Origin of the sequence: Streptomyces sp. NPDC093586, from assembly GCF_044764905.1 — a bacterium.
Classification (GTDB): Bacteria; Actinomycetota; Actinomycetes; order Streptomycetales; family Streptomycetaceae; genus Streptomyces.
The window spans coordinates 26558-50000 of record NZ_JBIWJA010000007.1 but is presented as its reverse complement, the minus strand read 5'-3'; the positions used below and the strand labels follow the sequence as shown (position 1 = coordinate 50000).

Sequence of the window (23443 nt, the reverse complement as noted above, 5' to 3'; positions counted from 1 at the left end):
CACGAGGGGAGCGACATGGCTGAGGTGCTGGTTTTCCACCACGGGTACGGGCTGACCGTCGGCGTCCGCGAGTTCGCCGAGCGTCTGAGACGGTCCGGACACACCGTCCACGTCCCGGACCTGTATGAGGGACATGTATTCGGCAGCCTCGAGGAGGGCATGGCTTACGCCGAGAACATCGGGATCAGCACGGTCATCGCACGCGGAACCGCCGTCGCCGAGGGGCTGCCTGCAGAACTCGTCTACCTCGGGTTCTCGCTCGGCGCCCTGCCGGCGCAGAAGCTGGCCCAGACCCGCCCCCGAGCGAGGGGCGCGTTGCTGCTGGAGGCATGCGTTCCGGTCGCAGAGTTCGGCGGCGCCTGGCCTCACGACGTCCCGGTCCAGGTTCACGGCATGGACGAGGATCCGTTCTTCGCCGGGGAAGGAGACCTGGAGGCAGCCCAGGCGCTCGTCGCGGCGGCGACGGATGCCGAACTGTTCCTCTATCCCGGCGGCAGGCACCTGTTCACCGACAACAGCCTGCCGTCACACGACGAACACGGCGCAATGCAGGTCACCGATCGAGTACTGGACTTCCTCGACCGCGTCAGATAGCCCGACCGCTGGCCAGGCCATCTGTGGAGGAGCCTTCCGAACGAGGTCCTCAGGCCACGTCGGTGTCCCGTTCGATGACCTGGAGGCGGTTCTTGAGCCGGTAGCTGTTGCCGTTGATCGGGACGACTTCGCGGTGGTGCAGGAGGCGGTCGAGGATCGCGGTGGCGAGGACCTCGTCGCCGAAGACCTGGCCCCATTCGCCGAAGGTCTTGTTCGAGGTCAGGGTGATCGAGCCTTTCTCGTAGCGCTTGGAGACGACCTGGAAGACCAGGTTCGCCTCGGCCCGCTCCAGCGGCTGGTAGCCCACCTCGTCGACCACGAGGACGCTGGGGCGGAGGTAGCTGGTGAGCTTGCTGATCAGCCGGCCCTGGTCCTCGGCGGCCGTGAGGTGGCGGACCATGTCGTCGAGGCTGGTGAAGTAGATCGAACAGCCGGCTCGGCAGGCCGCGACCGCCAGCGCGACGGCGATGTGCGTCTTGCCGACCCCGGGCGGCCCCAGCAGGGCGACGTCGGCCTTGCCGTCGACGAAGGAGAGGGTGGCCAGATCCTTGACCTTGCGCGGGTCGAGGTCGGGCTGGAAGGAGAAGTCGTAGTCCTCCAACGTCTTGTGGTGCGGCAGCTTCGACAGCCGCAGGCCGTTGCGGAAGCGGCGGTCGTCGCGGACGGCGAGTTCCTCGGCCAGCACCAGGTCGAGGAAGCCGAGGTAGCCCATCTTGGCCTCGTCCGCCCGCTGGACGTACTGGTTCAGGGCCTCGGCCAGGTGCGGCAGGCCGAGCTCGGCGGCGGTGGTGCGGACTCGGGTGCTGGTCAGCTCGCTCAACGGGCTTCCTTGATCGGGGCGGGTGAGGTGAAGGGACGGGGGCCGGTCAGCTCGTCATAGACCGGCAGCGGGCGGCGGCCGACCTCGGCGTTTGCGGCGGCGGCCCGGTTCAGCAGAGCCTGCAGCGGCCCGGCCGACGGGCTGCGGCGGGCAGCAGGCAGATCGTCGCCGGTGGTTGCGAGCCTGGTGGGATCGCGTTTCGCCACTGCTCGCCCCGTTGCCGCCGGGACGGCCTCGTTGCGAGGGACCGGCTCTTTCAACTTTCCGAGGACAAAATATGGACGGCAAGAGCGAAAGTGCTTACCGTCTTGGTCGCAACCACTCCCTCATGCACAGCGCAACCCGCCACCGCTGGACCGCGGACACCGCCTTCGCCCGCCCGCCCTTCCGAGGCCGAAGGCTGTTCACCCCTGACCAGGCGTCCGCAGTCCGTACGCCCCCCGAGCGCCAGGAGGAAGAGTGAGTCAACGGTCACATCGCCGGCTTCGCAGACATGCTGCGGGGCTGGTACTTGCCGCAGTCGTCGTCGGAAGCTGGACTCCAGCCACCGCCCAGTCGGCGCCCCGGGCCGCCGCGGACCTCCCGCCGCAAGAACCCGGAGTGACGCTGCGCGTCTTCGACGTGCAGGCGCCCTTGAAGAAGATCTGCCAGTTGAAGGACGCTCAGACACCCAACATCGACAAACTGATGCCCACCGTCGACTGGACGACGGACGCGGATTTCGGCATGGCCAGCAACTTCGTCTCCCACGTCATCGCGAACCTCCAGGTCCCGCAGGACGGAACGTACGCCTTCCGTCTGATCAGCGACGACGGCTCCCGCCTGCACATCGGTGACCAGGAGGTCATCGACCACGACGGCCTGCACGGTGCCGAGCCCAAGGACGGCACCGCCTACCTGACCGCCGGTCTGCACCCGCTGCGCATCGAGCACTTCGAGGCGGGCGGCGGTCAGCAGCTCACCCTTCAATGGAAGCCGCCCGGCGCCTCGGACTTCACCCTCGTGCCCAACTCGGCGCTGAGCACCGACGCCGGAGTCGTGCGCGTCACCGCGCCCGGCCGTAAGGAGTGCGTCGGCGGCCAGGACAGTCCGGGCGACGGCCTGCCGCTGGCCGGCGTCCACCCGAACTACACCCTCACCGACCTGCGTCCAGCCGGTTTCGAACCCAAGGTCTCCGCCATGGACTGGCTGCCGGACGGCAGGCTGGCCGTGTCCACCTGGGGGGAGAGCGAGACCACCGACGGAGAGGTCTACCTCCTGGACAACGTTATCGGGGACACCGGCCCGGAGAAGGTCACGGTCAAGAAGGTCGCCTCGGGGCTCAGGGAGCCCATGGGCATCAAGTACGTCGACGGCAAGCTGTACGTCTCGGAGAAGCACCAGCTGACCGAGCTGAACGACCGCGACGGCGACGAAGTCGCCGACGAGAAGAAGAAGATCGCGTCCTGGCCCTACGGCGGCAACTTCCACGAGTTCGCCTTCGGCCTGCTCTACGACAAGGGCAGCTTCTACCTGAACCTGTCGGTCGCCATCAACTACGGCGGCGCCACGACCGACCCGCAGCCGGCCGCGGGCGGCCGCGGCACGACCATCAAGGTCGACAAGGCGACCGGCAAGGTCTCCTACGTCGCCGGAGGCCTGCGCACTCCCAACGGCATCGGCTGGGGCCCGGACAAGGGCATCTTCGTCGCCGACAACCAGGGCGGCTGGCTGCCCGCCTCCAAGCTGGTGCACATCAAGCAGGACCGCTTCTTCAACCACTACACGCGATACCGGGACGGCACGGGCGAGAACGCCTCCTTCCGGCCCGGTCCGTTCGACGACCGACCGGTGACCAAGCCGGTCCTGTGGCTGCCGCAGAACGAGATCGCCAACTCGCCCAGTACACCGCTCATGCTGAAGAAGGGGCCCTTCGCAGGGCAGATGCTCTTCGGCGACGTCACCTACGGCGGGATCCAGCGCGCGAGCCTGGAGAAGATCGACGGCGAGTACCAGGGCGCCGTCTTCCGCCACACCCAGGGCCTGGAAGCGGGCGTCAACCGCATCAGCGTCGGTCCCGACGGCGCGATCTACGCCGGCGGCCTCGGCGCCGACGGCAACTGGGGTCAAGAAGGCAAGCTCCGCTTCGGCCTGCAGAAGCTCACCCCGAACGGCACCAACGCCTTCGACATCCACTCGATGCGCGCCACGCGCAACGGCTTTGTCCTCACGTACACCCGGCCCCTCGCCCAGGAGACCGTCGACAAACTCGCCAAGAGCTACCAGGTCCGCCAGTGGCGCTACTCGCCCACGCCCGAGTACGGCGGCCCGAAGATCGACGAGGAGCCGCTGACCGTGTCCCGCGCCGTCGTCTCCGACGACCGCAAGCAGGTCCGGCTGGAAATACCCGGGCTCAAGACCGACCGCGTGGTGCACGTCCGCTCCCCGCGCCCCTTCGCCGCGGACAACGGCGAGGCCCTGTGGAGCACCGAGGCCTGGTACACCCTCAACGCGATTCCCGGCAAGGAGACGCCCGTCACCGCCTATGAGGCGGAGGAGGCCAAGCTCAGTGGCGGCGCCGGCATCAACAAGGACCACCCGGGCTACTCCGGCGGCGGTTTCGTCGACCGCTACGGCACCCCCGGCGCCACCACCGCCTTCCGCGTCGACGTCGACAAGAAGGGCACGTACGACGTGGGCCTGCGCTACGCCAACGGACCGAACCCCTTCCACGGCGACAAGAAGATCAGCCTCTACGTCAGCGGGATCAAGGTCCGCCGGACGGTGCTGCCGCCGACCGCCGACTGGGACACCTGGGCGACGCAGAGCGAGAGGCTGACGTTGCGCAAGGGCATCAACACCATCACCTACCGGTACGACGACGGCGACGACGGCCATGTCAACCTCGACATGATCCACGTCAACCGTCCCGGAGAACGCATCGAGCTGTTCGACGGCGGCAGCCTGTCGCAGTGGCAGCACACCGACGGCCGCGCGGTCGAATGGCCCCGGACCGAAGGAAGCTCCATCGAGGTCTGCTGCGGGGACATCCGAACCAAGCGGAACTTCGGCGACCACCGGCTGCACGTCGAGTTCCGGGTGCCCGAACTCCCCGACGACGTAACCGGTCAGGACCGCGGCAACAGCGGCGTCTACCTCCAGAACCGCTACGAGATCCAGATCCTCGACTCCTACGGAGTGCCCACCCTCGCCGACAACGAGGCCGGCGCCATCTATCAGCAGAAGGCGGCCGACACCAACGCGTCGTCCAAGCCCGGCACCTGGCAGTCGTACGACATCGTCTTCCGGGCCGCGCGTTACGACAGCGCCGGCACGATGACCGAGAAGGCCCGCGTCACGGTGGTGTGGAACGGCAAGAAGGTCCACGACGACGTGGCCCTCGACGGACCGACCGGTGGCGGCATCGCCGAAGGCCCGGCCACTGGACCGATCAAGCTCCAGGACCATGGCAACAAGGTCCGCTACCGCAATGTGTGGGTCGAACCACTGAGCTGACCGACCGCACGCCGCGACCCGGTCGCGCATGAGACGGCCACCTCCACCAGGCCGTCTCATGCGCGGAGTCTGCCGGGTGTCTTCCCGACCCCGTGAGGCCCTCCCGCCGGGGCCGCGTGCACGAGGCGGGGGCTGCGACCGGCTGCTTGTCACCTTGGTACACCTGCGCCACCAGTTGAGGCGGAAGAGGGCGAGCCTCGGCTCGACGGTGCCGAGCCCCAGATCAGGCGCCCACTGGCAGGCCATCTTGGGCGGCGGGCCTTCGTCTCGGGCAAGCCCGTTGGGGGAGAAGTTGCCGTGCCCGCCGACCGAGTAGCCGGCCGGCCGGATGGCGAGAGCGCTTCCGGACAGGTAGTTCGACTCGTACGGTTGGGACACGGAGTGGTCGTCGGTCCACTTCCTCGACGAATCAGGTGTCTCCCCGCTTCCTCAGATCCGCCGCACCTCCTCGCCCCGGGGGCAGACTCCGCTCCTGCGACACCGCCTGGACCGGAAGCGTGCGTCGACGGCCGGGGCCTTGGGATACCACTCCACCGACCCCGATCGCGGGGCCCGCCCGTGCTTCCCCCTCAAGCCCGGCGGCTACGACACCGCCGCACTCATCGAGGTCCTGGAGCAGATGAAGGTGTTCTACCGCGGCGAGCGAGTGGTCCTGGTCCGGGACGGCCTGTCCGCCCACTGGAGCCGGGCGATGCGGGCCCGGGCCGCCGAACAGGACCGGCTCACCTGGGAACGATCACCCGCCTACGCTCCCGAGCCGAACCCGGTGGGACTGCTGTGGTCCTCACTCAAGAAGCGTGAACTCGCCAACCTCGCCGGCGGCCACCTCGCCGATGTCGCCGACGCCACCGAGCAAGGCATCCACCGCATCAACACCAACCCCCGACTGCCATGGTCATTCCTCACCCATACCGGCCTGACCATCCACCCACCGAACGTACGAAAAGATCAGTAAAAGTGGGTAGCTCCATCGATAGCGCACGAGGTGGCGTCAGAAGAGCGGTGACGAGCGTCTGTCGAGGGCTCCACACTGCACCGGGAGGCATCTCACCGACGCGGTCCCGCCCCGGTGCTGCGCCCGGGCTGACCGCAAGCCCCGGCCACGGCTCTCGGCTCAGGCGCGTGGGCCGGCGCCGTGCAGCAGGGTGTCGATGATGCGGGCGGCGAGGGTGTCCGGGTCGGCGCCGTCCGCGTTGTCGTGCAGGGATTCCCCGATGAGCGCGTAGTAGACCCGGCGCACCCAGTCGAGGTCGGCCGCTTCGTCGATGAGTCCGTCGTCCTGGGCCCGCTTCAGCACGGTGATGCAGCGGCGGGCGATGTCCTGATGGAGGGCGACGGCCTCGCTGTCCGGGTCGGTCGACTGCTCCAGGGCGAACGTCCAGGCGCTTTTGACCTGCAGCACGTTGGCCGTGATCCGGTGCATCGCGACCAGCGGCGGCGCGGTGTCCGGCCTGCCGTCGTCCACTGCCCGGGCGAGCTGGCGGGCGGCGGATGACGCCAGCGCCTCGACCAGCGCCTGCCGGTTGGCGAACCGCCGGTGGATCGTCGTGCGGGCCACTCCCGCGGCTGCGGCGATCTGTTCCATGGAAGCGCCGGGTTCTTCGGCGAGCACCCGCTCGGCCGCTTCCAGGATCGCGCGCACGCTACGTTCCGCGTCCGCCCGCAGCGCTCGTCCCGCCGTCTCACCCATCACGCCTCCTGCTGGACCTCTTGTCTCGGAACAATATACATCTGTGACGCGGAATCGATGCTAGTTGCAACACTGCTGTTGCGGATAATCGAGTTACTGATACATACTCACCTCAGTTGCCCTCGGCTGAAGGAGAAACCCGTGCACAGCACCGCCCTCATCACCGGAGCGTCGTCCGGCCTCGGCGCGGAGTTCGCCGCGCAGCTCGCCGCCCAGGGACACGATGTGGTCCTGGTGGCCCGCTCCGCCGACCGGCTCGCCGCCCTCGCCGAGCGCCTGATCGCCGAGCACGGCGTCCGCGCGCACGTGCTGGTCCAGGACCTCGCCGAGCCGGACGCGGCACGCCGCGTCGCCGACGGGCTGGCCGCCCGCGGTCTGAGCGTCGACCTGCTCGTCAACAACGCCGGCTTCGGTACCTGCGGCCGCTTCGAGGAGATATCCGGTGCGCGCGATCACGACCAGCTGATGGTCAACGTCGTCGCGCTCGTCGACCTCACCCATGAACTGCTGCCCGGCATGCTGGAGCGCGGCCGCGGCTCGGTCGTCAACGTCGCGTCCAACGCGGCCTTCCAGCCTTCCCCGTACTTCGCCGTCTACGGTGCGGCCAAGGCGTTCGTGCTGAACTTCGGTCTCGCCCTGCGCCAGGAGTACCGCCGGCGAGGCATCCGCGTGCTCACCCTGTGCCCCGGTCCCGTCGAGACCGCCTTCTTCGATGTCATCGGCACCCGCCGGGCAGCGGTCACCGGCTCCATGACCACACCGGAGCCCGTCGTACGCGCCGCGCTGCGCGCGCTGGAGCGCGACCGCGGCTATGTCGCCCCCGGCCTCGGCAACACCCTGGGCGCACACCTGACACCCCGTCGCCCCCGGACCCTGGTCGCGGCCCTCGCCGAACGCGTCACCCGCAGGGTCCTGGCCACCTCGACGGCCACCTCGGCCGCCGCCTCCGCCGCACCGGAGCACGCCGCATGAGAGCCTCCGCCGCCCCCGTCGGCGCCGCCTCGGCGATGCTGCTCGTCGGTACCTCGACCGCGGTCTCCACCACCATCGCCGACTATCCGGTCTTCACCGGACAGGCCTTGCGCTATGCGCTCGCCGCGACGATCCTGCTGGCCGTCGTACGTCACCGGCGCCTGCCCCGTGTGCGTCTGACCGCGCGTGACGTTCTGCTGCTGATCGCGCTGGCCGCCACCGGCCTGGCGGGGTTCAACGTCTTCCTCGTCGAAGCCACCCGACACGCCGGGCCCGCCATGATCGCCGCTGTGGTCGGAGCGGTCCCTCTCGTGCTTGTCCTCGTGGGGCCATTGACAGAACGCCGGCGTCCTGCGCCCCGCACCGTCGGTGCCGCGATCGTGGTGGCACTCGGCACAGCCGTCGCCGCCGGCCTCGGCTCGGGCAGCGTGAAGGGACTCCTCCTGTCCCTCGGCGCACTCGTCGGCGAGGTGGCCTTCTCCCTGCTGGCCGTCCCGCTCCTGCCCAGACTCGGCCCGCTGAGGGTCGCCGCCTACCCCGCCGCTCTGTCCGTGCCCATGCTGCTGGCAGCGGGCCTCGCCCTGGACGGCACGGCCTCCCTGCGACTGCCCACCCCCGGCCAAGCAGCAGCCTTCGGGTATCTCGGCGCGATCGTCACCGCTGCCGCCTTCTTCCTGTGGTACGACGCACTGCGCCGCCTCGGCGCCGACCGCGCGGGCCTCTTCGCCGGCCTCGTGCCGGTGGGCGCTCTGCTCACAGCCGTGGTGCTCGGCCTCGGCGGTGCGGGCCCCGCCGACGTCACCGGTGCCCTGCTCGTCACGGCCGGCGTCGCCGTCGGCCTGCGACGGCCGAGCCCGGGACCACGCCCTCCCCGAGCGGCTGTCGACGAACTGGTGCGGGGCAGCGGCTGACGTGTGCCGACCCGTCCGAGGACCTTCGTCGCGGCCATCACCGTGTACGACGCCCTCCCGGGTACGGCCCTGGGCAGCCTGTTCCGAGCGCCGGAGCGGGATCTACTCTGGTCCCATGGAGATCGCCAAGCTTCCCGCCGAGGCGCGGGCCCGACGGAGCGCCGAGATACGGGAGTTCCTCCGTTCGCGGCGGGCTCGGATCACTCCGGCCGATGCCGGCATGGCAGTCGGTGACGTACGCGGCCGGCGCACTCCCGGACTGCGCCGCGAGGAGGTCGCGGTGCTCGCCGGGGTCGGGGTGTCCTGGTACACGTGGCTGGAGCAGGGCCGGGAGATCAACGTCTCCCCGGATGTGCTGGACGCGATCGCACGGGTGCTGCGGATGAACGGCCCCGAACGCGAACACCTCTACCTGCTGGCCGGGTTGAACCCGCCGCAGACGCCCCCGGTGTCCGGTCGGCGGGTCCCGGACGGGCTGCGTCGCGTGATCGACTCCTGGCTGCCCCGCCCGGCCTACCTGATCGACCGGCACTGGAACCTCGTGGCCGTCAACCGTGCTGCCGAGCTGGTCTTCGGCTACCACGAGCACGATCACAACTGCCTGGTCACCTTCTTCACCAGCGCCCGCTACCGGTCGTCGCTGATCCACTGGCGGGACGCCGCCGAGGTGATCGTCGGCCAGTTCCGGGCGGACGCCGCCCGCTGCCCGGACGACGCGGAGTTCGACCGGATCGTCACCGACATGTGCGCCGCCAGCCCGGAGTTCGCGGAGATCTGGGCCGAGCACGCCATCCGCGACGCCAGTTCCGGCAGCAAGGCCGTCGCCCACCCGGAAGCCGGCGAGCTCGTCTTCGACTACACCACCTTGACCATCCCCGACCTTCCGGGCCACCGCCTGATGCTGCACACCCCGACGACGGGCACGCGGACGGACGAGCGTCTGGCCTCCCTGCTGGGGGCCACGGCCGCGCCGCTCGGCTGACCGGAACGCACCGTTGTGGCGGTGTTCTGTGGAGCTGTACCCGCGAAGGTGGTGGTGGCAGACCCATGTTCGTCCCGCACTGCCGATCCTCCGCTCGGCAGCGGAGGATCAACCGCATGAAGCGATTCACCAACCACACGGTCCTGATCACCGGCGGCACCTCGGGCATGGGCCTCGCCACCGCCCGCCGCCTCCTCGACGAGGGCGCCTACGTCGTCATCACCGGACGCGACGAGGCCCGACTCGCCAAGGCCGCCGTCGAACTCGACGCGGGGGAGCGCCTGCTGACCGTCCGGGCCGACGCCGCTGACCTGGCCGCTCTGGATGTCCTGATGCGTCGCGTCGAGACCTGGCGGGGCAGCCTGGACGCCGTCTTCGCCAACGCCGGCACCGGTGTCTTCAAGCCCAGCGCCGAGATCACCGAAGCCGACTTCGACCACTCCACCGACGTCAACTTCAAGGGCGTCTTCTTCACCGTCCAAAAGGCGCTGCCACTGCTGAAGGACGGCGGCGCCATCGTCCTCAACGCCTCCTGGACCCTCTACCGCGGCCTGCCCATCGCCTCCGTCTACTCGGCGACCAAGGCCGCCGTCCACAACCTGGCCCGCACTCTCGGCGCCGACCTGGCCCCACGCGGCATCCGCGTCAACTCCGTCAGCCCCGGCTACATCGACACCGACATGTACCGCGGCGCCAACCCCGACCCCGAGGCCGACGCCCGCAACGCAGCCCAGGTACCACTCGGCGCCGTCGGCCACGCCGACCAGGTCGCCGCCGCCGTGGCCTTCCTCGCCTCCAGCGACGCCTCCTACATCACCGGCCAGGACCTGGTGATCGACGGCGGCCTGGTCGGCTCCGTACCCGACCAGTGACGCCAGCGGCCGCCGTGGGGCAGCCTGTCGGCCGCTGAGCGCTCGGTGACCGCCGCGAGGGCCCGCCGCGTGTCAGGACGGAGAGCGGGCCCCCGGCCGACGGGCGCCGGGGCGGATCACGTGGGCCACCGGGAATTCTCGAGATCCCCGACAGGGTCGAGTCAGCGGCACATCGGATGAAGGCCTGCACGGTCGTCGTCGGTGAGGGGGCGCTCGTGCCCGACCACGGAGAACCGGGGCCTCGACCCGGTTATGAAGCCAGTCGTCGATCCTCGTCTGCCGAGGAGCCCCCGACGAGTGCCGCACGACGACGCAGAACGCTCAAGGCCGTTTCGCGCACTGATCCCTTCTGCCGCTGGGGCGGCGAAACGGCGCCGGGCGAGGTCCTGACCACGGTCAGGCCGTGTCGGCGGAGTTCGCGGAGGGGCCGGTGGCCTCCCAGGCCGCCTCGATCATCTGGAAGATCTCCTCCACCGCGGCCTCCGGATCGGCCACCGTACGGGCCAGTGAACAGGCGTCGATCACGAACCTCGCGATCGCCCGGCAGGCCGTCGGGGTCCGTGACAGGTGGGGATCGGCGGCGATGGCCGTTGCCAGCGACTCCGCGTGGCGCAGTCGCATCGACTCCTCGTACTTCCGCAGGGCGGGCGATCCGTCGATCATGCGCCAGATCGGGGCGGCGCTGTCCGCCGTGCAGTGGCGCACCAGGGCGTGGACCTCGCGGCGCAGTGCGGGAATGAGCGGTTCGTGCGGTGCCCGGTCGGTGACCGCCCGCGTGAGGCGTTGCTCGAAGCCTTGGTCCTGCTCGAACACCAGGGCCTCTTTCGAGGCGAAGTGGGAGAAGAGCGTGGTGACGGCCACGTCGGCCTCGTCAGCCACGTCACGGATGCCTACCGCGTCGTACCCGCGTTCCAGGAAGAGCCGCAGGGCGGCGTCAGCGATCTTCTGGCGGGTCGCGGCCTTCTTGCGCTCACGGCGTCCGGTCGGCACGGTCATGCGCTCACACTATCAGGTGCATATCGCTAACGGATTCAAAACACTATCCGTTAGTGCTAGGTTCGCCGCATGAAGAAGGTGAGCTTCGCCGAGTTCGGCGGCCCGGACGTCTTGCAACTCACAGATGCCGAGGAGCCCCACGCGGGTCCCGGCCGGATACGCATCGCCGTGCGAGCGGCGGGCGTGAACCCCGTCGACTGGAGGATCCGCGAAGGCCAGGTCCTGGGAGCCCATCCGATCGAGTTGCCCTCCGGGGTGGGACTGGACGCTTCCGGGGTGGTGGACGAGGTCGGTGAGGGCGTCGAAGGGGTCAAGGTCGGCGACCGGGTGTTCGGCGAAGGCTCGAGCACGTATGCCGAGTTCGCCGTGCTGTCGGCCTGGGCCCGCATGCCCGAGGACCTGACGTTCGAAGAGGCGGCCGGGTATCCCTCCGTGGTGGAGACCGCGCTGCGCGTCCTCCGCGAGGTCGGTGTCCAGTCCGGGCAGACGCTGCTGGTCAGCGGTGCGTCCGGAGGAGTCGGATCGGCGGTGCTGCAGATCGCCCGTGACCGCGGTATCGGAGTGATCGGCACGGCCGGGGCCGCGAACCAGGACTACCTGCGGAGCTTGGGTGCCGTCGCCACGACGTACGACGAGGGCTGGGCCGAGCGGGTCCGGGAACTCGGCCCTGTCGACGCCGCTCTCGACCTGGCCGGCTCGGGCGTGATCCGCGAGCTCGTCGAGCTGACCGGGGATGCGCAGAAGGTGATCTCCATCGCCGATCTCGGTGCGCCGGAGTTCGGTGTCCGATTCTCCGGCGTGGCCGGGAGCGTGCCGGAAGCGCTCGCCGAGGCCGTCGACCTCATCTCGCGGGGAAAGCTCCACATCCCCGTCGAGAAGTCGTACACGCTCGCGGAGGCCGCGGTGGCGCACATCGACAGCCAGGCCGGGCACACCCGCGGGCGCCGGGTGCTGATCGTCTGAAGCCACCGTGCGCCGCGCTCGAGCAGGATGATGGAGAAGCCTCAGTGGCCTTGGGGGAGGGGGATGCAGTCAAGCGCCACTCCTCGGGGCGCGGAACGCCTGCGCGGGAGGAGCCATCGGCGACGTGCGCCGGTCACGCGATCATGCCTCGGTGCGCTGCCCCGGCCGGTCCGCGGCGAGTTCGGCGGGAACGCCGGTAGCGGCTTTGCGGTGAGGGGATGCGCGGGTACCGGCGGCAGGGGCCGCGAGGACGGCGGTGGCGACGAACGCCAGGACCACGAGCATCGCCGGACGCAGTCCGTAGTGATCGCCCAGGAACCCGAGGGTGGGCGGGCCCACCAGGAACGCGATGTAGCCGATCGTCGCCACGAGGCCGACCCGGGCGGTCTCGTCGGGCCCCGAGTCGCCCGCCGCCGACAGGGCCACCGGAAAGCCCAGGGACGCGCCCAGTCCCCAGAACAGGACGGCGGCCGCGGCCACGACGGCGTTGTCGGAGAAGATGACCAGGCACAGACCGATGGCCCCGGAGACCGCGCTGGCCCGCACGACGGTCGCCCGGCTGTAACGCCTGAGGAAGAACGCGCCGCCGAAGCGTCCCAGGGTCATGGCGGCGGCGAACCCCACGAAGACGAGCGAGCCGACGGCGGCGTCGAGGCCATGACCGTCGACCATGAGCAACGGCAGCCAGTCGTTGGCGGCGCCCTCGGCGAGCGCCATGGCCAGGACGATGGCTCCGATCATCAGGAGCCGCCGGTCCTTCCACACCTGCGCGCCCGCGGGCCGCGTGGCGTCCGAAGCGGGCGCCGCGGCACGGACCCCGGTCCCGGCGGGGACGGCACCGATGGCGTACCCGAAGATCGCGGCCGTCGCCGCGGCCACCGCCAGGAGGTGCCAGTGGGCGGGGAACGCCGCGGCGGTGGCCGCCATGCCGGCCAGGCCGCCGATGACGGTGCCCAGGCTGAAGCACCCGTGCAGCGTGGGCAGGACCGCCGTGCCGGTGATCCGCTCCACGTCGGCACCGTCCACGTTGATCGCCACCTCGCCCGACCCGACCCCCAGGCCGAACAGGCACAGCCCCGCGGTGACCACGGGCGCGGAGCCGAGGGCGCTGCCCGCGCCCACGACGACCACGCTCGCGACGACGAACAGTGTGGCCAACGCCGTCACGGGTCTGGTTCCGAACCGCGACACGAAACGGCCGGAACACAGGATGCCGGCCATCGAGCCGACGGACAGACCGAACAGCACCAGCCCCATCTGCCCCGTGGACACGCCCAGACGGTCACGGACGTCCGGTGTGCGCGTGATCCACGAGGACATGGCGAGGCCGTTGAGGAAGAAGAAGAGGTACAGCGCCCGGCGGCGTCGGCGTACAGCACGGTCTGTCAAGGAGGGGCTCCGCCGGTATTGGACACAATGAAGGACGGGCAGGCGACGATCCCGCGTCGCCCACCGAGTATGAACAAATGTACACATCGGATCGGCGACCGAGAAGACAAGGCGGACAACGGCGATGACAGGCAGCACCCGTGGCCCCAACGACCCCCGGCGCCGCGAACGCATCCTCGACGCCGCTCTCGACGTCATCGCAGAGCACGGTGCCATCAAGGTGACCTTCCGCAAGATCGCGGAGGCGGCCGGTGTGCCGCTCGGGTCACTCACCTACTACTTCGACGACATGCAGCACCTGCTGACCGACGCTTTCACCCGGCTCGCGGAGACCGTCTCCACGCGCTACGGCGCCCTCCTGGAGGCCGCGCGGACCCGCCAGGAGGCCGAGGAAGCGGTCGTCGAGATCATCTGCGGCAAGGTCTGGGGAACCGACCGCAACCTCCTGCTCAGCTACGAGCTCTACGCCTTCGCCACCCGCAATCCCGAGGTGCGCGCCGTCATGCGCTCCTGGATGCAGGCCAGCCGGAACTCCCTTGCCGGGCACTTCGACCCGCTCACCGCACGGGCCCTGGACGCGCTGGTCGAGGGGTTCTCCATCCACAACTCCGTCGACCCGCGGCCCACCGACCGCGAGGAGGTCGCCGCCGTCGTCCGCGCCGTCGTCGACAGGCACCGCTGAACAGGATCGACCGGGCTGCTGTCAGGCACCGACGGCGGACACGTGCCGGGCCGGCCCGGCGACGTCGGGATCTCCGGGGCCCTGGGCGGCGGCGCGCAGTTGTGCGGCGCGGAGGCAAGGCATGCCGACGTGGCCGCCTGGGCGCGCGATGGAGCCGTCGGGCGTGGGCCGGGACACGAGGATCCAGGGGCGATACGGGTACGGGTCCGTACCCGCATCAGGCGTGCCGAGCAGGCGGAGAAGGTCCTGGCCGCGTTGCCGGAATGGAACGGCTACGCTCGACCGCCGGCCAGGAGCAGGACCTGCACGACGAACCCGACCAGCACCTGGCCCGGGTGACCGCCCGGTGAACGACAGGCTCCTGATCACACAGGAGCCGGTCACACCTGCCTACGTCGACAGGGTCCTCAAAGCCGTCTTCGCACGTTTGAGCCCCAGGGCGTGAGGGGGCGGAGGACGAGACCGGCCGCCCGGTCGCGGCGGCCATCGTCCAACAGGCGTTCACCCAGCGCATCCCCAAGTCCGCCGGCGATGAGATGCGGTGAACCGGCGCGTCACGTCGAGGCTGTCGGCATCCCCGCCACTCAAGGTCCGCTCCCGGTGCCCACGGCATGCCGAGTACGGGGAGTCGCGGGTCTGCGCGGTCGGTTGCCCGGAGGGAGACATCCGGCGATCAAGTCCGGCGGCGCAGCGACGGGAGGGCCTTGCGGCAGGCGCGTACTCCAGACCAGACATCCTGCCGCTTCGATAGCGTCCCTGGCATGGAGCCGTTGAGTGTCCAGCAGGTCGGGATCCTGGTCGACTACTACGGGCTGTGCATCCAGGATGCCGATGACGCGTGGCTTCCTGCGATGTTCCCGGAGGGCTTCAGGGCCGGGGGCTTCGGTAGGGAACGGCCCGGGCGGATCGATCTGACGACGGCGGGGCACACGCAGCGTGTCGCGGTCACCGCGGAGGTCTGGGAGCACGAGCCGCCGCTGCTTGAGGGCCCCTGGGACGAAACGGCCGTCGCACGGATCGAGTGCCGGTCCGGCGTGCTGCGGCTGTGGTCGATGGGCGGCCCCGGCCCGGAGGACATCACACTGCCGTCCGCTCCGGCGACGTGGAACGCGCGGATCTTCTGTACGGGGCGTCAGGAAGCCGCCGTGGGGAGCATGGACGGTGTGCCCGACGGGGCGGAGCAGTACGTGATGCAGTTCTGGCCGACGGAGGGGGCGGGGTGAGCCGTCCTGGGCCGGTGGGTGTGGTCAGCCGGTGATCTGGAGGAGTTAGCCGTCGTCGGGGTACGAGGACGTCCAACTCGGCAGAGAGCGCAGACCAGGGAAGACGTGGGAGCGAGGTCGCCAAGGGACATGCCCGTAGGTGAGTTGTGCTCTGCGTGGCAGTGCCGGTTACCGAGGCGGGTCCCTTGGCAGTCGGCGCTGTGTCGTGCGTCAGCCGTTGTCGTGGTCTGCGGCCTGGATCTCCTGGCGCGGTTCCCACCAGAACGCGCAGGGCGCGGCTGTACATCCGATGCGGGTGACGTGCCCGGGATTCGCGTGCTCTTCACGCGCAGCGTCCTCGACGGGAGCCGACGACCTTCCGGCTCAGGCAGGAGAGCCGGTCAGCCTAGTGCCGCAAAGGGACAACGTTCTACGCACGTGACTTCCTTCTGGACAGGGCTCCGGAACTCCGGGCGGACTCGGCCGGGGGGCGCGAGAGCGCGGTGGGGCTGGAGATGCATCCGGACCAGGACGTCGGTCTGGGCGGGGTTGCAGAGATCGAGCGCTGCGTGGATGAGCGCGTTGCGGGCGACGTCCGCACCACGCGGGGCATCACCGCTGAGCTCGTCGAAGCAGGGGAACTCGGCGAACATCCTGCTGACCGAGGGCGCCCGGAGCATCCGCTCGGCCAGGTCCTGTCGCACGGTCTCCTCAGCATCGCCGGCAGCGCGTCGATCTCCGTACGAAGCCGTCGCTGCCGTTCGATGGAAGCGGCGAGTTCGCCGCCGAGCTTCCGCAGGGCCTCCTGGGGGTATGCGTCGGATCTCCCAGCGCCGAGACCTGCGCCAACGACAGGCCGAGCTACGCCAGACGCTTGATGCGCAGTAGCCGTACGAGATTCCGCACGCCATAGCTCTTGTAGCCGTCGGCCCGGCGTTCTGGCTCGGCGAGCAGACCGCGCTCGTGGTAGTGCCGAATCGTCCGAAAGGGGGCCGCAGGGGTGGGTGGACTCACCTGGCCAGGTGCTTGCCGAAGAACTCGGTGAGCTTGGCAACGGCGGGGGTGACGTAGGCGTCCCTGTCGTACAGGTCGATGTGGGTGGCTCCGTCGATCACGGCCAGTTCCTTGGGTTCGGCCGCCTGTTCGATCGCTTCGCGGCTGAAGTAGGCGCTCTCCGCCTCCGAGCCGGCGATCATCAGCAGGGGGCGGGGTGAGATGAGCCGGATCATCGCGTACGAGTCGTACTGGGCCAGCTGGTCGACACTGCGCAGCACCCACCCCTGAACGGCACGGGGATGATGGCCGCGCGGAGTGCGGTAGAACTCGAACGTCTCCCGGAACTGCCGGGAGGCCGTCTCCAGCAGTTCCTCGGCGTCGTCGGGAATCCAGGCCACCCGCTCGGGGGCCGCGCCGTGTGCCTCGGCGGTGCGCGCCGCCGCGGCCCGGTCGAGCAAGGCCTGGAGAACCGCCGGGTCCTGGGTGCGGCCCAGTCCCTCGCGGAACACCGACCCGAGATCCACGGCACTGACCGTGGCGACGGCCTTGATGCGGTGGTCGGTCTGCGCGGCGTACGGGACGTAGCCGCCGGACGCGCAGATCCCCACAGCGCCGATGCGGTGCGGATCGATGTCGTCACGGGTCGTCAGGCAGGTCACGGCGGACTTGATGTCCTCGGCCCGCTGGAAGGGGTTCTCCATCCCCCGCGGCTCTCCCTCGCTCTCGCCCTGGTAAGCGGCATCGAAGACGAGTACGGCGAATCCCTCCCGGGCCAGACGCGCAGCGTAGACACTCGGGCTCTGCTCCTTCACGCCCCCTCCCGGGTGGGAGATGACGACAGCCGGCAGCCGGCCTTCGGCATGAGCGTCGGGGGTGAAGAGAATCCCGGCAAGAGCGAGATTGCTGCTGGGGAAGGTGACGCTGGTCTTCACGTCGAAGTCTCCTGGTACAGAGGGATAACGGAAATCGGGCTGTGGCCGTGGACGGAACGGTCCGCCCGGCAGGGCTCTCGTTACCTCGAGCGGTCCCGTCCACGGCCACGTCGCTGAGACTTGCACGCCGTACCTGGGTGGGTAAGAGGCTTCTTCTGTCCCCGGACACCGCTGTCCTGGGACACGGCAGGCCCACTGTCGCAGGCTCGGCGGCCTGTAACACTTGGGCCCATGAGCAGCAGCGACACCCACGGCAGCGAACTGGGCGCCTTCCTCAAGGCGCGCCGCACCGAGCTGAGCCCAGCAGATGTGGGGCTGCCCGATTCGGCGGGCAGGCGCAGGGTCAAGGGCCTGCGCCGCGAGGAGGTGGCCCTGCTGGCGTCGATCAGCCCCGACTACTACACACGTCTGGAGCAGGGCCGCCGCCAAGCGTCCGAACCGGTGCTGGACACTCTCGCGCGTGTCCTGCGGCTCGACGACGGCGAGCGCGCCTACATGCTCGAACTGTCCGGTCGTGACGCCGCCCGGCCCCGTCGGCGCGCCACGCAGAAGGTCCAGCCGCAACTGCGGCGTCTGCTGGACGACCTCCCCACCACGCCGGCCGTCGTCCTGGGCCGGCGCACGGACATCCTCGCCTGGAACGCCATGGCTGCAGCTCTGTTCACCGACTTCGCGCGGATCCCCGAGAAGAAGCGCAACTTCGTACGGCTGGTCTTCCGCGAACCGGCCATCAGGGCGCTGTACCCGAACTGGGAGTGGGTGGCACAGACGACCCTGGCGCAGCTGCGGATGGAAGCCGTCCGTGATCCGAAGGACCCTCGGCTGGCCGAGCTGGTGGGGGAGCTGTCGCTCCAGGACCCCGACTTCCGGCGCTGGTGGGGTGCCCACCGCGTCGCCGTCCAGAGCTCAGGCACGAAGGTGCTGAACCATCCGGTGGCCGGCCCGCTCACCCTCGACTGGTCGTTTCTCACCTCCACCGACGACCCGGACCAGCAACTCATCACCCTGACCGCCGAGCCCGGAACGCCCAGTCACGACCGTCTGCGCATCCTCGCCTCCTGGGCCGCGCAAGCCGCCGGCCATCCTGTGGTCGACCGCTAGGCACCAGCCCGAGGAGCACGTGACCTTGCCAAGAGGCGCGCAGTCCGTCTGGTTTCGTTCCGTGTAACGAGCCGTAGGGCAACCTCGTCGCGTCGGTCACCGCCGAACGGTCGATGCGCCGGAGATACGACCCTGACCACGTTTCCTTCGGGCCCACCGGCACGTGGTGATACGGGACAGGAGGCTTCACCGCCGGCATTCTCCCTGCCCAGGCCGCGCGCCGCGCCCAAGGCCTCCAGACCCCGGGCGCGCCAGGCGCCGCCGCGCTGCTTCGGGGCCCTCGGCTCACTGCCTACTGCCGAAGGGCAGTGGGTGCAGATGCGGCCACGGCGCTCTGGTCGGCTCGGTGGGCCGCACGCGCGAGAAGGGCGATCCCGATCAGGACGGCTCCGACGACTGCCGAGAACCAGAGCATCGCTGTTGTGGCTGACATGTACTGGGTTGCGATGCCGACGCCGACCGCGGGAGCGACGAGCCCCGCGTAGGAGACAAGGAACAGGGCCGCCATCGCCTCGCCTCGCTGTTCGGGCTTCGAGACCCGCATCGCGCGGCCGATGGACGCCTTGAACAGCACTCCGGCGCCGGCCCCGAGGACGACCGCGGAGATCAGGAACAGGGCCAGGTTCTTCGTCTCCATCGCCGTCGCGAGGAAGCCCAGGCCGATCAGCTCACCCACCGTGCCGGCCATCAGCTGGCCGGACGCCGGCATCCGCGCCGACGCGATCTGCGCGAAGGGCGCCACACCGAAGATCAGGAAGGCGACCGTCCCTGCCAGCAGCCGGGACGGGTGGCCGAGCGTGCCGCCCACGAAGCCGGGAGCGAGCGAGGTGAACAGTCCGAAGACAGCGAAAGCCGCCACCGCGGAGGCTGCTTTGAGAGCCCGTCCCAGCGCTGACTCGCTCACCCGCGGACGCTGGAGCCGGTAACCGGGCCGCTCCGCGCGGGGGACCCGAACGGTCTCGGGCGCCACCGCGGCAAGCAGGAGCCCCGAGACGATCATCAGTCCGAGGAAGATCAGGTAGGGAGTCAGCAGCGGACGCGGGGCCCACTGGGCGAGGGCGCCGGCGATCAGGGCGCCTGCGCCCAGGCCGCCGAGGTTGGCGATGCCCGACACGGTGTCGAAGCGGCCGCGGCCGGCCGCCGGCCGTGCCCGGTCGTGAAGTTCGTGCAGGTAGGCCATCGACGTTGCAGTAATCGCCCCGATCCCGGCACCCGAGATCAGGCGCCCGGCGATCAGCATCGGCAGTTCGGTCGACCCGATGAAGAACAGGCCGGCGAGCACTTCGACGACGACCCCGGCCAGCAGCACCTTCTTGCGCCCTGCCCAGTCGGAGATGTGTCCGACGGTGATCAGACCGGCGATGACCCCCACCGCGTACACGGCGAAGATGTAGGTGATCGTCAGTGGTGACAGTGTGTGCTGTTCGGCGTAGAGCACGTACAGCGGGGTGGGGACCGTGGAGAAGGCCATCGTGAGGAAGAACGCGGCGGCCGCCAGCCAGAAGCCGGTCTCGTGACGGCGGTCACGTCCCGCTTTCCGGTGAAGGGGTGACCCAAGGGAAAGGCGCTCGGTGGGCCGAGCGGAGGAAGTATCGGTTGACGACATGACTTGCTCCCATCTATGTCGCCTCCACCGTCTCTTCCCTTGTGAATCATGTCTAACGATGAATTTTGATCCCAGCAATCACCTGCCAGAATGTATCGAGGTCAGACGCGTTCGGGCGTCATGTCGCCCAGTCGCGCACTCACGATGGGGAGGCCTGGAGCATGGAGTTGCGACACCTGGAGTACTTCGTCGCCGTCGTGGAGGAGAGCGGCTTCACTCGCGCCGCCGCACGGCTGCACGTGGTGCAGTCGGCCGTGTCGACCGGCATCCAGGCGCTCGAACGTGAACTGGGTGTACGCCTGTTGCACCGGACGTCGCGCGAGGTGAGGCTGACCGAGGCGGGGGAAGCGTTCCTCCCCGACGCTCGCGAGACGCTGGCCAGTGCGCAGCGTGCCCTGGACGCCGTGGACCTGACACACGGCGGAGTGCGAGGGCTGCTGCGTATCGGCACGATGACCTCGGTGGGTACCGTCGATCTGCCGAAGGTCCTGGGGCGGCTCCGGCGTGACCACCCGCGGATCGCCCTCCGGCTGAGCACGCGCCCCGGCGGCTCACGTGACCTCGCGCGCGCACTGCACCTAGGTGAACTCGACGTCGCCATCCTGTCCGTCACCGGCGTCCCACCTCGCGAACTGCTCGTCACGCGTCTGGAGAGCACGCCGATGTGCGTCCTCGTCCGCGAGGACCACGCTCTGGCGGGCCGGGACGAGGTCAGGCTGTCCGACCTGGCCGAGGAGAGCTTCGTCGACTGCCCGGTGGGCTACGGCAGCCGCACGGTGGTCGACCGCGCCTTCGAGGACATCGGCGTCACCCGGCAGGTCGCCCTGGAGGTCAGCGACGTAGCGGACGCCGCCGACTATGTGCGGGAGGGCCTGGGCATCGCCGTGGTCGCGGCCCCGCGCACGGCTGGGACGGACGGCCTCCGGAGACTGCGGATCGCGGGCGCCGATCTGCGGTGGCACGTCTGTGTCGCCCGGTCCCGGGACCGTCCCGCGAGCGCCGCCACACGGACGTTCGAGGCGATGCTGACCGAGCACGGTGCCGTGGCCGGCGGCTGACCCTTTCCGGCGGGCACCGGTTCAGCGTTGGCGGCCGGAAAGCGGCCAGGGCGCGGGAGCGCCGGGCGACGAGGTCGTCGTAGGTGCCGTCGCGCTCGGCCCTGCGGTGATGGCATCCCCCTTACCGTGCCCAGCAGTGTGGCTGGGCCATCGCACTCCGTCGCTCCTGCTCGGCTTACATTCGATCATCGTCGCGCAACTCGCCGCCCGGAGGGTACTTGAGCAGGAACCGAGCAGGAGTGCCCGATACGGGCGCCCCTTCCTCAGTTGCTCCTCACATTGCGTGCTGGCCCCGCGGGGAAGGCGTGGTCCCCCTGGTGAACCAGGTCCTTGCGGCGGCCACGCATTCCGTCCTCCTCCCGACTGGTAGCGACCGCCCGCCCGATGCCCGGCAACATGGCGGACGCGAAGGCCCGGCGGCGCGTCGGCCACCGCTTCACCCACCGCCGGCAGGGATCGCGCTCCGGCGAGGACCGCACAGGCCGTCAGCTTCCTCATCAGCCTCGCCGTGGCCACGGCCCTGGCAGTCCTCGCCCTGGCGGGGCCGCTGGGAGCCTTGCACGTCATTTCTCTCAGCCTGTACTGAAGGGTCCGGACGACGACAGCAATGGCTGGTCTGCCACCGCTGGCGACGACGCCCGCTTCGAGCCGTTGTCACGATGTACGCGACAACGGGCAGCGCTCCCTTGGCATGATGGACCGATGACCGGTCCGATAGGCCCTGTGGTGCCGCCTGGCCGTATGCAGCAGACACCGCAGCCCGACTTCGCGCTGCGTGGGAGCGTACGTCTGCGTCCCTGGCGGCAGAGTGACGCACGGATCCTGGTGCAGTCGTGCCTCGACCCGGACATCCAGCACTGGAACCGCCCAGGTCGGCTGACCACCGACACGGCCCGGGAGAAGATCGCGCGCTGGAAGCTGCGGTGGCAGAACGAGGAGGCCGCCGTCTGGGCCATCGCTCCCGTGGACGACGACGTCCCTGTCGGATTGATCGGCCTCGCCGACCTGGACCTGCGAGGCGGCAGCGGCGAGTTCGTCTACTGGCTGCTGCCTGCCGGCCGTGGGCGCGGAGTCATGGTCAACTCCACGCTTGCCGTCAGCCAATGGGCCTTCGACACTCTCGGACTGCATCGCCTGCGCATAACACATTCCGTGGCCAACACGGCCTCCTGCAGAGTTGCCGCCCAAGCCGGGTTCCCTTGGGAAGGGACGATGCGCAGCGCGCTCCTCCACGCCGACGGCTGGCACGACGAACACCTCCACGCGCGCATCCAGGGCGACACCGGACCGTCGTGAGCCAGTGGAGCTGCCCTGCTGTCTCGCAGGGTCAGTTCGACTTCTCGGAGCTCGTAACACGATCTTGTGGCCTCAGAGAGGGAGCACCGATGGTCACTTATCGGAGTCGGACCAGGTCGCCACAAGTGCTCGCCGATCTGGAAAGCGGGGACCGGAGACTGTTTCCCGGGTGGGTTCACCGTTGAGCCAGCACACTTGCTCCGGGGTGCCGTCGCCAGTGTCGAACAGGCAGCACACTCCTCCGCTGTCGGCGGTGAGGTCGGTGAACACCTTCCTGATGTTGGCCGACCGCGCAAACAAGCGGCTCATCTCCGACGTCGCCGCCCAGCACTCCACCGACGTGTAGCCAGGGTGCAGAAGGGACTCGAACCGAATCGTCGCGTATATGTACCCGATCTGGATACGCCCGTCCGCCTCGGGTTCAAGGCCGTTCGTCTGCGCGTACTCACGCAGCGCATCATCCCCATCGAACATGAGGGACATGTCGAGCTCGAGCGTACTGTTCGTCGAACAGCTGACCGGCTCGCTCTTGAAATGGGACGTGAACGGGAGGACGAGCCGGTCACCGCCGGGCAGAGTGATCTCAAGCGGCGGCACGGCCCGCGCCGGGGGCGCCAGCTCGGCCAGATTGGCCAACGCCCTGGCGGTATTCCGAGGACGCAGGTAGATGTCGTAGCCGTAGATCAGCCCCACTTTTCCCCCTGTCCTTGATCGAACCGCACTCTCTCACGCCCCGCCCCTTGGGCGCTTGTCGGTTTCAGGCCAGTGGCATGTCGTCGAGAGCCCGGACGTACGGTCCGTCCACGGAGCAGTCGTCCAGGTCCAGCAGGCCGGCGTGGTGACGCTCGGGCCCCCGGGGGTCAGCCATGACCGGGGTGGCGACGTG

The 23443-nt window shown here is 69.6% G+C and carries 22 protein-coding genes; 13 read left to right on the top strand and 9 right to left on the bottom strand.

All coding sequences use genetic code 11. From position 1 onward, the window contains the following. The first annotated feature begins 15 nt into the window (after positions 1-15). On the top strand, positions 16-594 hold the full coding sequence (locus ACIRFH_RS10255) for a dienelactone hydrolase family protein (protein WP_403518807.1): 579 nt from the start codon (positions 16-18) through the stop codon (positions 592-594). 49 nt (positions 595-643) lie between these two features. Here the strand turns inward: ACIRFH_RS10255 and istB are convergent, their stop codons facing one another. Both istB and ACIRFH_RS10245 read right to left on the bottom strand, forming a co-directional pair. Then, positions 644-1414, bottom strand: coding sequence for an IS21-like element helper ATPase IstB (gene istB, locus ACIRFH_RS10250; protein WP_403518805.1), 771 nt, complete (start codon positions 1412-1414; stop codon positions 644-646). After that, positions 1411-1620 (bottom strand): hypothetical protein, encoded by a 210-nt coding sequence (locus ACIRFH_RS10245; RefSeq protein ID WP_403518803.1) that lies wholly within the window; start codon positions 1618-1620, stop codon positions 1411-1413. The genes istB and ACIRFH_RS10245 overlap by 4 nt, the downstream gene beginning before the upstream one ends. Before the next feature lie 253 nt (positions 1621-1873). Between ACIRFH_RS10245 and ACIRFH_RS10240 the strand changes: the two genes are divergently transcribed. Continuing rightward, positions 1874-4909 carry a family 16 glycoside hydrolase gene (locus ACIRFH_RS10240; protein WP_403518801.1) on the top strand — a complete coding sequence of 1012 codons (3036 nt, stop codon included), beginning with the start codon at positions 1874-1876 and terminating at the stop codon, positions 4907-4909. Positions 4910-5342: 433 nt separating this feature from the next. After that, the gene (locus tag ACIRFH_RS10235; RefSeq protein WP_403519145.1) at positions 5343-5864 is read left to right on the top strand and encodes a transposase; all 522 of its coding nucleotides are present in this window, start codon (positions 5343-5345) and stop codon (positions 5862-5864) included. 159 nt (positions 5865-6023) lie between these two features. Here ACIRFH_RS10235 and ACIRFH_RS10230 read toward each other — a convergent pair whose 3' ends face one another. Then, positions 6024-6599 (bottom strand): TetR/AcrR family transcriptional regulator, encoded by a 576-nt coding sequence (locus ACIRFH_RS10230; protein ID WP_403518799.1) that lies wholly within the window; start codon positions 6597-6599, stop codon positions 6024-6026. Between the two features lie 141 nt (positions 6600-6740). On the opposite strand from ACIRFH_RS10230, the gene ACIRFH_RS10225 reads away from it, so the two are divergent. The 4 genes from ACIRFH_RS10225 to ACIRFH_RS10210 all read left to right on the top strand — a co-directional run bounded on the left by ACIRFH_RS10225 (position 6741) and on the right by ACIRFH_RS10210 (position 10336). Beyond that, positions 6741-7571, top strand: a complete 831-nt coding sequence (locus tag ACIRFH_RS10225; protein ID WP_403518797.1) for an SDR family NAD(P)-dependent oxidoreductase — start codon at positions 6741-6743, stop codon at positions 7569-7571. After that, a complete protein-coding gene (locus tag ACIRFH_RS10220; RefSeq protein ID WP_403518796.1) occupies positions 7568-8482 on the top strand; it encodes a DMT family transporter in 915 nt (304 codons plus the stop codon). The genes ACIRFH_RS10225 and ACIRFH_RS10220 overlap by 4 nt, the downstream gene beginning before the upstream one ends. Positions 8483-8597: 115 nt before the next feature. Beyond that, positions 8598-9464 carry a helix-turn-helix transcriptional regulator gene (locus tag ACIRFH_RS10215; protein ID WP_403518793.1) on the top strand — a complete coding sequence of 289 codons (867 nt, stop codon included), beginning with the start codon at positions 8598-8600 and terminating at the stop codon, positions 9462-9464. Positions 9465-9580: 116 nt separating this feature from the next. Then, complete coding sequence (locus ACIRFH_RS10210) at positions 9581-10336, top strand: SDR family oxidoreductase (protein WP_403518791.1); 756 nt, start codon at positions 9581-9583, stop codon at positions 10334-10336. Between the two features lie 396 nt (positions 10337-10732). Here ACIRFH_RS10210 and ACIRFH_RS10205 read toward each other — a convergent pair whose 3' ends face one another. Beyond that, entirely contained in the window at positions 10733-11332 is a 600-nt protein-coding gene (locus ACIRFH_RS10205) for a TetR/AcrR family transcriptional regulator (RefSeq protein WP_403518789.1), read from the bottom strand. A gap of 69 nt (positions 11333-11401) precedes the next feature. Here ACIRFH_RS10205 and ACIRFH_RS10200 point away from each other — a divergent pair, with 69 nt between their 5' ends. Continuing rightward, entirely contained in the window at positions 11402-12295 is an 894-nt protein-coding gene (locus ACIRFH_RS10200; RefSeq protein ID WP_403518786.1) for an NADP-dependent oxidoreductase, read from the top strand. 141 nt (positions 12296-12436) lie between these two features. Here ACIRFH_RS10200 and ACIRFH_RS10195 read toward each other — a convergent pair whose 3' ends face one another. Next, positions 12437-13684, bottom strand: coding sequence for an MFS transporter (locus tag ACIRFH_RS10195; protein WP_403518784.1), 1248 nt, complete (start codon positions 13682-13684; stop codon positions 12437-12439). A 124-nt stretch (positions 13685-13808) separates the two neighbouring features. On the opposite strand from ACIRFH_RS10195, the gene ACIRFH_RS10190 reads away from it, so the two are divergent. Beyond that, positions 13809-14366 carry a TetR/AcrR family transcriptional regulator gene (locus ACIRFH_RS10190; protein WP_403518782.1) on the top strand — a complete coding sequence of 186 codons (558 nt, stop codon included), beginning with the start codon at positions 13809-13811 and terminating at the stop codon, positions 14364-14366. Between the two features lie 761 nt (positions 14367-15127). Beyond that, positions 15128-15589: a hypothetical protein gene (locus ACIRFH_RS10185; RefSeq protein ID WP_403518780.1), complete on the top strand. Its 462-nt coding sequence runs from the start codon at positions 15128-15130 to the stop codon at positions 15587-15589. An 840-nt stretch (positions 15590-16429) separates the two neighbouring features. Here ACIRFH_RS10185 and ACIRFH_RS10180 read toward each other — a convergent pair. Both ACIRFH_RS10180 and ACIRFH_RS10175 read right to left on the bottom strand, forming a co-directional pair. After that, positions 16430-16582 (bottom strand): MerR family transcriptional regulator, encoded by a 153-nt coding sequence (locus ACIRFH_RS10180; protein ID WP_403518778.1) that lies wholly within the window; start codon positions 16580-16582, stop codon positions 16430-16432. Then, positions 16579-17496, bottom strand: a complete 918-nt coding sequence (locus ACIRFH_RS10175) for an alpha/beta hydrolase (RefSeq protein WP_403518776.1) — start codon at positions 17494-17496, stop codon at positions 16579-16581. The genes ACIRFH_RS10180 and ACIRFH_RS10175 overlap by 4 nt, the downstream gene beginning before the upstream one ends. Positions 17497-17727: 231 nt before the next feature. On the opposite strand from ACIRFH_RS10175, the gene ACIRFH_RS10170 reads away from it, so the two are divergent. After that, positions 17728-18597 (top strand): helix-turn-helix domain-containing protein, encoded by an 870-nt coding sequence (locus tag ACIRFH_RS10170; protein ID WP_403518774.1) that lies wholly within the window; start codon positions 17728-17730, stop codon positions 18595-18597. Between the two features lie 292 nt (positions 18598-18889). On the opposite strand, the gene ACIRFH_RS10165 is transcribed toward ACIRFH_RS10170, so the two are convergent. Further along, positions 18890-20203, bottom strand: coding sequence for an MFS transporter (locus ACIRFH_RS10165; RefSeq protein ID WP_403518772.1), 1314 nt, complete (start codon positions 20201-20203; stop codon positions 18890-18892). 161 nt (positions 20204-20364) lie between these two features. Between ACIRFH_RS10165 and ACIRFH_RS10160 the strand changes: the two genes are divergently transcribed. Then, positions 20365-21261: a LysR family transcriptional regulator gene (locus tag ACIRFH_RS10160; RefSeq protein WP_403518770.1), complete on the top strand. Its 897-nt coding sequence runs from the start codon at positions 20365-20367 to the stop codon at positions 21259-21261. Positions 21262-22002: 741 nt separating this feature from the next. After that, on the top strand, positions 22003-22557 hold the full coding sequence (locus tag ACIRFH_RS10155) for a GNAT family N-acetyltransferase (RefSeq protein WP_403518768.1): 555 nt from the start codon (positions 22003-22005) through the stop codon (positions 22555-22557). A gap of 93 nt (positions 22558-22650) precedes the next feature. Here the strand turns inward: ACIRFH_RS10155 and ACIRFH_RS10150 are convergent, their stop codons facing one another. Continuing rightward, a complete protein-coding gene (locus ACIRFH_RS10150; protein WP_403518766.1) occupies positions 22651-23250 on the bottom strand; it encodes a hypothetical protein in 600 nt (199 codons plus the stop codon). Between the last annotated feature and the right edge of the window lie 193 nt (positions 23251-23443).

Coding starts and splice junctions, on each gene's coding strand:
- ACIRFH_RS10160 (WP_403518770.1), top strand. CDS start 20,365: ATGGAGTTGCGACACCTGGAGTACTTCGTCGCCGTCGTGGAGGAGAGC.
- ACIRFH_RS10165 (WP_403518772.1), bottom strand. CDS start 20,203: ATGTCGTCAACCGATACTTCCTCCGCTCGGCCCACCGAGCGCCTTTCC.
- ACIRFH_RS10255 (WP_403518807.1), top strand. CDS start 16: ATGGCTGAGGTGCTGGTTTTCCACCACGGGTACGGGCTGACCGTCGGC.
- ACIRFH_RS10185 (WP_403518780.1), top strand. CDS start 15,128: ATGGAGCCGTTGAGTGTCCAGCAGGTCGGGATCCTGGTCGACTACTAC.
- ACIRFH_RS10155 (WP_403518768.1), top strand. CDS start 22,003: ATGCAGCAGACACCGCAGCCCGACTTCGCGCTGCGTGGGAGCGTACGT.
- ACIRFH_RS10215 (WP_403518793.1), top strand. CDS start 8,598: ATGGAGATCGCCAAGCTTCCCGCCGAGGCGCGGGCCCGACGGAGCGCC.
- ACIRFH_RS10170 (WP_403518774.1), top strand. CDS start 17,728: ATGAGCAGCAGCGACACCCACGGCAGCGAACTGGGCGCCTTCCTCAAG.
- ACIRFH_RS10200 (WP_403518786.1), top strand. CDS start 11,402: ATGAAGAAGGTGAGCTTCGCCGAGTTCGGCGGCCCGGACGTCTTGCAA.
- ACIRFH_RS10190 (WP_403518782.1), top strand. CDS start 13,809: ATGACAGGCAGCACCCGTGGCCCCAACGACCCCCGGCGCCGCGAACGC.
- ACIRFH_RS10220 (WP_403518796.1), top strand. CDS start 7,568: ATGAGAGCCTCCGCCGCCCCCGTCGGCGCCGCCTCGGCGATGCTGCTC.
- ACIRFH_RS10205 (WP_403518789.1), bottom strand. CDS start 11,332: ATGACCGTGCCGACCGGACGCCGTGAGCGCAAGAAGGCCGCGACCCGC.
- ACIRFH_RS10230 (WP_403518799.1), bottom strand. CDS start 6,599: ATGGGTGAGACGGCGGGACGAGCGCTGCGGGCGGACGCGGAACGTAGC.
- ACIRFH_RS10210 (WP_403518791.1), top strand. CDS start 9,581: ATGAAGCGATTCACCAACCACACGGTCCTGATCACCGGCGGCACCTCG.